Below are 7,141 nucleotides of genomic sequence, written 5' to 3'. Positions count from 1 at the left end.
AGATTTATTCTACCAGATTTTTTCTACCAGATTTTTTCTAGTACTTTTATGAAAAATACAGATTAGAATGTCAAATAGCCCCACCCTGTGCATTTATTTATTATGATGAGTATTCTTTCCCCAAACACTGGTCCAGGGCCTCTATACTGGTGACCATGGCTGCTCGGCCATCTGATATCATACGATTAACGATTGCTGCCGCTTCGCCTGCCATGCAATTTTCAATATTTTTGGAAAAACAATCTGTTACAAGCAGAATAGGTTTATTACAACATTCAGACACGATACGTAGATTGTCCACATTTTCCTGCTCAAATGGCATTGATGTGAATACAACAAGATCTGCTGTGCCTATACTTTCTTCAAGTAATGAGCGTGAAACATCAGTGATTGGAGAAAAAGGAGGTTCAGCAATACAGGGAATACCTAATTGAATTGAAGTAGAATAATCAGCGTCATTCATAGAGAGAATACCTGTTCTGACATCACATTCGGCTGCATGAAGAGCAAACATAATCTCAGTGCCAGATCCGCCGCCACAAATAAGATGTACCTTTCGACCACCGTTTTTGATGGGTCTTCTATGATAGATAGGAAGCAGGTACAATTTGCCAGTTGTTGGATGGGTTTTTATCAGTACATCAAGACCAAAGACAACACGGATATTTTCTTGAGTCATTACCTTGTGTGGGGTTCCAACTGCATATACAGTTCCCTGGTCCAGCATAATAATCTCATCACAGTATTGAGAAGCAAGATTCAGATCATGGATCACACAGATTACTGTTGAACCCTGGCGTGTCAGGCTTTGTAGAACAGATAGGATCTCAATCTGGTGATTTATGTCAAGCTGACTGATAGGTTCATCCAGCAGGAGTAAAGGTGTTTCCTGTGCCAGTGCCCGAGCAATCAAGACACGTTGCCATTCACCACCGCTAAGCGTTGAGATACTCCTCCCAGAAAGATGTGAAATGCCAGTCAACGCCATTGCTTTCTGGCATGCTTCTCTGTCATGAGGCTCAGGAGGACGGAGAAGTTTCTGGTACGGGTAGCGCCCCATCATAACAATATCGTCTACGGAAAAATCAAATGTCCGCATGGACTCCTGAGGTACCACGCAAAGCATCTTGGCCAGTTCCTTACGCGAATATTTTTCAATTTCCTCTCCTACAATAAGGATATTGCCTGTTGTCGGATTCAAGGTGCGACTCATGCAATGGATGAGTGTACTCTTTCCTGAACCATTAGGGCCAATAATACCGACAAACATGCCCTGACCAGCACTAGCACTTATCTTATGCAGGATCTCCGCAGTGCCTATCTTAACATCAACATCCGTAACGCTGATCACTGATTCTGTTATGTCCACATTCTCCTCCTTATAAGGTAGATAAAAAATGGTGCTCCAAAGAATGCCGTAATGATACCAACTGGCATGTCATTCATGAATGTCCGAGTTAGAGTATCTGCCCACATCAGGATGATCCCACCTGCAAGGGAGGATATAGGGAGCAAGAAACGAAACGAAGATCCGGAAATAGATCTGACCATATGAGGAACGATAAGTCCAATAAATCCGATCGAACCTGAAAGTGAGACGGCAATCCCGGTAATAAATGACGTAATTGCAAGCAATACAATCTTGATTCGTTCTGTGTTTACACCAAGTGATGATGCTTCGTCATCGCCCAATGAGAGAATATCGAGCTCGCGAACAGTAAAAAGGAGTATGCCAATAGCTGGAATTATTAAAAGTCCAATACGTACCTTATCCCATGTAGTATTCCACAGACCCCCCATAAGCCAGAACATGATTTGGTGTAAATCGTTCCCAGACTTATACATAAGGAACGAAAGCATAGCCGAGCAGAATAATGAGACTGCGATCCCTGATAAAAGAAGAGTCTCTACCGCTACCTTTCCATTCTGCCGGCATATAATATAAACAATTATGGTAGAGCTGCATGCTCCACAAAATGCTGCAAAAGGAAGTAGAAAACTGTGAAATATTACGAGAGAAATTGCTGCACCCAGCGCTCCACCTGATGATGTACCGATAACATAAGGGTCGGCTAACGGATTACGAAATAATCCCTGCATTGCTGCTCCTGCTGCTGCTAACCCTCCACCAACAATAAATGATGTGATAACACGTGGTAGCCTGATTTGAGTAAGGATAAGGGACATCTTTGAGGTTTCCATTACTTGTATTCCACAAATATTAGAAGGCCCAATAAAAGTACAGACGATGGCGCTAATGACTGCTATTGCGATAAGGATAATTATTAACACCCATCGATATGACGTAACAGATATTGTCGTATGCAATGCTCTTATATTACCCATCTCCTGTAGTATTCTTAAATAACCTCTGAAACTGTACAGAACTTTTCTGAACTATACCGGATCACTGTCAAGAAGGCATACTGAATATTGGCAATAGTAGAGCACTGTCTCAGTCCATCATAAGCAAAGATTCTAGCAATCATTTTTGATCATTTCTTTTTACATCTGAGATTTTGCTGTGTCTTTTTTGTCCCTGTCTATGCTTTTTCTCTATTAATATCCAAAAACAGTCATTTGGAGAAAAATTTTCATATGATAGGGCTTATCCCAAAACAATTATGTTTTCAAAATCAGTAAAGTCACATAACCATTTTTTCACTACCTGAAACTCGATTGAGTATTTGGAATATGAGATTTAAAGAGACTTGGAATATGAAATTTAAAGAAACAACAGTAAGTTTTGGAATCAATTCGTATGTAGGATGTTGATATATAGCACAAGTTAACTTGAGTTACCACAAATTAACTTTACTTGTATAAAAATATTTCTTCCATTTATTGATTAGGAAATATTTTCTTGTACTTTAAGTAAAAAAACAAAATAAATTGTGTTTAATGCTGAGTTATTTATTTTTCTGCTTTCCGTATACCTTGCTTCCTGTATATCTTATTACATTAACCAATATACGTGGAAATTCGTTATTTTTTGTTTTTGCCTCACTTTCCGCAAGTGCGATAAGAAACTATACTATGAATTTCATCACTAAGCTACCTTTTCTATTTGAGGTAATCCTATTGTGACATGGTACAACAAGAAGTTATATCATGGATTGCGGAACAACACGCCATTCCACTATTCAGAATGTCTCTACTCTAATGTGCATTTCTGGCAATGGATTTGTGCAAAGCTCAGAGGACAACAAGGTACAAAACTGGACCTGACAGTTTCGATCGATTCAGAATAAGGTATGAGCTCATCCCAAAACCAAGTTTTTTTCTTAAATTAAGAAAAGTTTCAGAACTATTTTCCATGATCAGAAACTCATTGATTATTCCTGATTTGAGATTATGAGAAGCAGTTATGAGTTTTGGAATAGGCTCGTATATAGGATTTTAATCCCAAAACTCAAAATTGCTTCTCTGAATTCATATTCTGAATAGTTAATCGAGCTTCAGATTGTGGGAAATAACTCTGAAACTTTACCATTCTTGAGAATAAAACTGGTTTTGGGATGAACTCATGAGATAAAAATCGTTAAGTCAAGTAGTAATAAGTACTTTTATGGCTCTTCGCTGTTTTGTACGGGTTGAAAATAATTATTTAGTTAAAAAGAATTTAGATCAAATATGAAAACATCAAGCTTGAATATGATTTTCAACAACAACTATTATCATATCTTACTTATACAACTATTATCATATCTTACTTATAATACTTCAATATTCATACTTTAATATTCAGGAGCTAAATGTAAGTTGCCCACTCGAAATAGCGAAGATCCACTCTTCGTTCTCTGAATTTTTGTAGAAAAGCTAGTTAGAAACAAAAAAGAGCTGTTAGGAAGAAGTTACAGGAAGCAAAAGAGATTCAGAATAACGACTGATATCAAGTATTTCAAGAGTAAAAGCTGAAAAAGTTCAGATTCCTCTTTTTCTTTTCAAAAATATCCCGCACTTACAATAGTCCAATCCTTCACAGTATTTGCCTTCTTTCTGGAAATGTGGACATGAATTACGGTATTTGCATTTAGTATTTATTATTAAAGATAGTATATGCATTTTTACACCTCCCCACCTATAGTAAATACTCTATCCAAATATTTAAAATGTGACTTTATTCTTATTTTCCTGATATCCCAAATATGTAGGTCCCAATTTTCAGGCCTTTAACAATTAGGTAGGGCTACGATTATCATCAGGATGGTTATCTTGAGGATAGGAGGCCGATTGTTATCCTTTTCATAGTAAGAGCTCCACAGTTATCTTCAAGCTGATTGTCTTGCTGATAAGTATAGAATATTCATAAAAAAGGATTCAAAAGCTAAACAGACAGAGTCTCAAAAATCAAAAATTTATTTTTTATTCAGTTTTTTTAGAATCTTCTTCATATACTTTCTCCACCACGCTCCAGACAACCTTGTGGGCAGTTTCTTCTCTTGTAGTCCCTCTCCGTCATTCGGAAGGTTCTTTATATTCTTCCCAGTATTCTCCCCAGACGCTATTGAAAGCTTTCCTGTAAATGTCCTGTCCATGTTACAGCAGTTTTCCCTAACCGTTTTTGTGTCTCACTTAAAACAGAGTAGATATAGAGTTACGAAAAACCAGAATATGTGTAAAAGAGGTCTTATGCAATTAAATAAATGAAAAATAATAAAATGTAATATAATTTAATATAAAGATTATAATGTTCTATTTTTTCCATACTACAGATTTACAAATGCAATGAAAATAACACATTTTCTTCAGATAGCGTTTTAACCGAACACAAATTGTCTATTTTACTGGTTTTTACTTGCGAGTTCATGCTAACATATGGCCACTGAAGGCTTTTTAATGCTGTTATTCTCCCTGGTATTCCCGGAAGTGATTTCGGTTATTTTGAAATACGGCAACCCTTTGATGGCCAGATGGGCCATAGCATCTTCAATATCCAGAGAAGGTTCCTTTATTTTGTCCGGGCTTGCTATGGCGTTGAGCAACTCCGCAAGAGCAGGGCTGTTCGAACTCCACGTGCCATCGCTCCGGGTCTCGGCTTTAAAAATTTGCCATTCGATTTTAACTGACATAGTGCTCCCCCTATCAAATGTGCATTGTCTATTTGGACTGCGCACTTAATAAAACAAAAGCTAGTAGTTATCAAATTTAATTATTTTTATAAGCTTTTGCTTATAATGTTATACTAGTCTTATATTGACCTTCTATATATAGCTCAACTTTCTAACTAAAAATCCAACCTTTTGAGGCGGAATAGAAAGACGGAAAGCGGCTTCTCTATTAAAAAACATGCAATCTTGCATATTCAAATCATGGTTGAACAGGCTTAGAATGTGTCGAAGAATTATACGGAATCTATGGACAAAACTCATAAACTTAATCGAAAAACAATAGGATTAGTCTGTTAAATATCTAAGGTGTAAATTTAAGTTATAATTTTTACTGTACTTGATTTTATAGATTAAGTGCTTATCTCATAGGGGAAAGTACTATTTTTTAGGTCAAAGTGTACCTGAATTTCGGAAAAATTGCGACATGAGAAAAATTGCGATATGAGAAAAATTACGATATGAGAAAAATTACGATATGAGAAAAATTACGATATGGATTTCAAGTTAACATTACCAATTATCCAATTGTAAAAATGACTTGAATATTAAGACAGTTTAGGAACTAATTGTTAGGCGTCATCATTGATTATTGATGAATTCTGACTGCTTTTTAAGCTCGTAATGATTATAAAAATTGATATGTTGCCACTTAATACAGGAAACCTGTTTTAGCAAACCCGAATTTTAAGCCTCATCGCTTTTACGGGTCTGGCACTCCTGTTAAAAAACTCTTTTAACTTACTATTTTTCGTTTTTGCTGCTGCCTGAGCAACCTGTGGCAATCCCGATAAGATCATTACACCACTCTTGCCAAATATATCTGTCAGCACATTCTTAAGAGAATTCCAGCAATTGGGTTTAAACTGATGATATGTGTTATTTAGAAGATTTCTACATAGCTGAAAACTCAAATGCTTCAAAAAGAAGCCCGGAAAAAGAGAAAATGTACATAACTAAATTTAGCTATGTGTTTTTATATATCTTCGGACTGCCAGAATTTCGATTTTTTGATGTACGTTTCAATCTTTTCAGCATCCCATACACCTTCCATTCGGGACAAATTAGAAGCACGATCAGCAAATTTTAAGACGACCCCACGTATAGAACGCAGATGAGGGAAATACCACCCTGTGTCATCTTCTTTTCTTTCATGTGTGACTTCAAGAATGAGGTCTGCGACATCTTTTCCAAATGTGGCAGCTAACCTTTCATATGTTGTGTCGGTGTATTCTAACGTGTCATGAAGTAGAGCAGCTGCCTGCAGTTCAAAGTCATTAGGGTAAAGTATTTTGACAATTTCATAAACCTGCCAGCAGTGGGCCATAAAATAGTCATTTCCTGCATCATCATATTGCTCAGCATGTGCTTTCGTGCCAAATTCGATTGCTTGCCTAATTGTCATGTTTATGTTGTTCATTCATATCACTTTTGCGCTATTAATTAAGGTAATTGGCTCATATATATACCTCTTATTCAATAATCAAACTATCAAAGATCAGAAAATCATCACAGACTCTAAATTAGTGTGAAAATTGAATAGTTTGAGAGTTTACATAGAAAGTTTATGTAAACGCTTAACAAAAATAAGTTTATAGAGTTTGTATATATTTTCCAAAATCACCCCAATTCAGTAAAACAGGATTTAAAAAGCATGGTTATGTTAGCTTTGGGAATATTTAAGCTTTCTAAACTTGCTTCTTGGTAAAGTACATAAGAGTAATTTAAATGAGAAGGAAGAAGAAATTTAGAATAGAGAGTTTGCTTTTAGCAATGCTTTTAGAAATATTACTTCTATGACTCAGTACCAAAATCCAGTGATAAATGTAAAATTCAAAATCAATAGATTTTGGAACAGAGCCTTCTACGAATCAGTATCAAAATCCAGTTAGGAACATAAAATAAAAAATCACTAGATTTTGTAATTGGTCCCAATCCTTGAAATACAATTTTTGGATTGAAGTCTTTAGATATCGAATATTGATATCGAATATTGATTTTGATGAAAACCTGATTCTTCTTGCTAATTCTTC

6 protein-coding genes are annotated in these 7,141 nt (G+C 36.0%); all 6 read right to left on the bottom strand.

Features of this window, described 5'->3' with window-relative positions:
• Positions 1–100 precede the first annotated feature (100 nt).
• On the bottom strand, positions 101–1,369 hold the full coding sequence (locus A9239_RS13860; protein ID WP_052712837.1) for a heme ABC transporter ATP-binding protein: 1,269 nt from the start codon (positions 1,367–1,369) through the stop codon (positions 101–103).
• Positions 1,360–2,346, bottom strand: a complete 987-nt coding sequence (locus A9239_RS13855; protein WP_048117064.1) for an iron ABC transporter permease — start codon at positions 2,344–2,346, stop codon at positions 1,360–1,362. Before A9239_RS13855 ends, A9239_RS13860 begins: the two co-directional genes overlap by 10 nt.
• A gap of 2,012 nt (positions 2,347–4,358) precedes the next feature.
• Entirely contained in the window at positions 4,359–4,538 is a 180-nt protein-coding gene (locus A9239_RS13850; RefSeq protein WP_048117061.1) for a hypothetical protein, read from the bottom strand.
• 273 nt (positions 4,539–4,811) lie between these two features.
• Positions 4,812–5,072, bottom strand: coding sequence for a hypothetical protein (locus A9239_RS13845; protein ID WP_048117059.1), 261 nt, complete (start codon positions 5,070–5,072; stop codon positions 4,812–4,814).
• Positions 5,073–5,779: 707 nt separating this feature from the next.
• Positions 5,780–5,908 carry a hypothetical protein gene (locus A9239_RS20590; RefSeq protein WP_255361954.1) on the bottom strand — a complete coding sequence of 43 codons (129 nt, stop codon included), beginning with the start codon at positions 5,906–5,908 and terminating at the stop codon, positions 5,780–5,782.
• Positions 5,909–6,084: 176 nt separating this feature from the next.
• A complete protein-coding gene (locus A9239_RS13840; RefSeq protein WP_053010599.1) occupies positions 6,085–6,513 on the bottom strand; it encodes an HD domain-containing protein in 429 nt (142 codons plus the stop codon).
• Between the last annotated feature and the right edge of the window lie 628 nt (positions 6,514–7,141).

This window comes from Methanosarcina sp. A14 (assembly GCF_001729375.1).
GTDB lineage: Archaea > Halobacteriota > Methanosarcinia > Methanosarcinales > Methanosarcinaceae > Methanosarcina > Methanosarcina barkeri.
The sequence above is the reverse complement of the archived record's forward strand: the minus strand, read 5'-3'. Positions and strand labels throughout refer to the sequence as shown.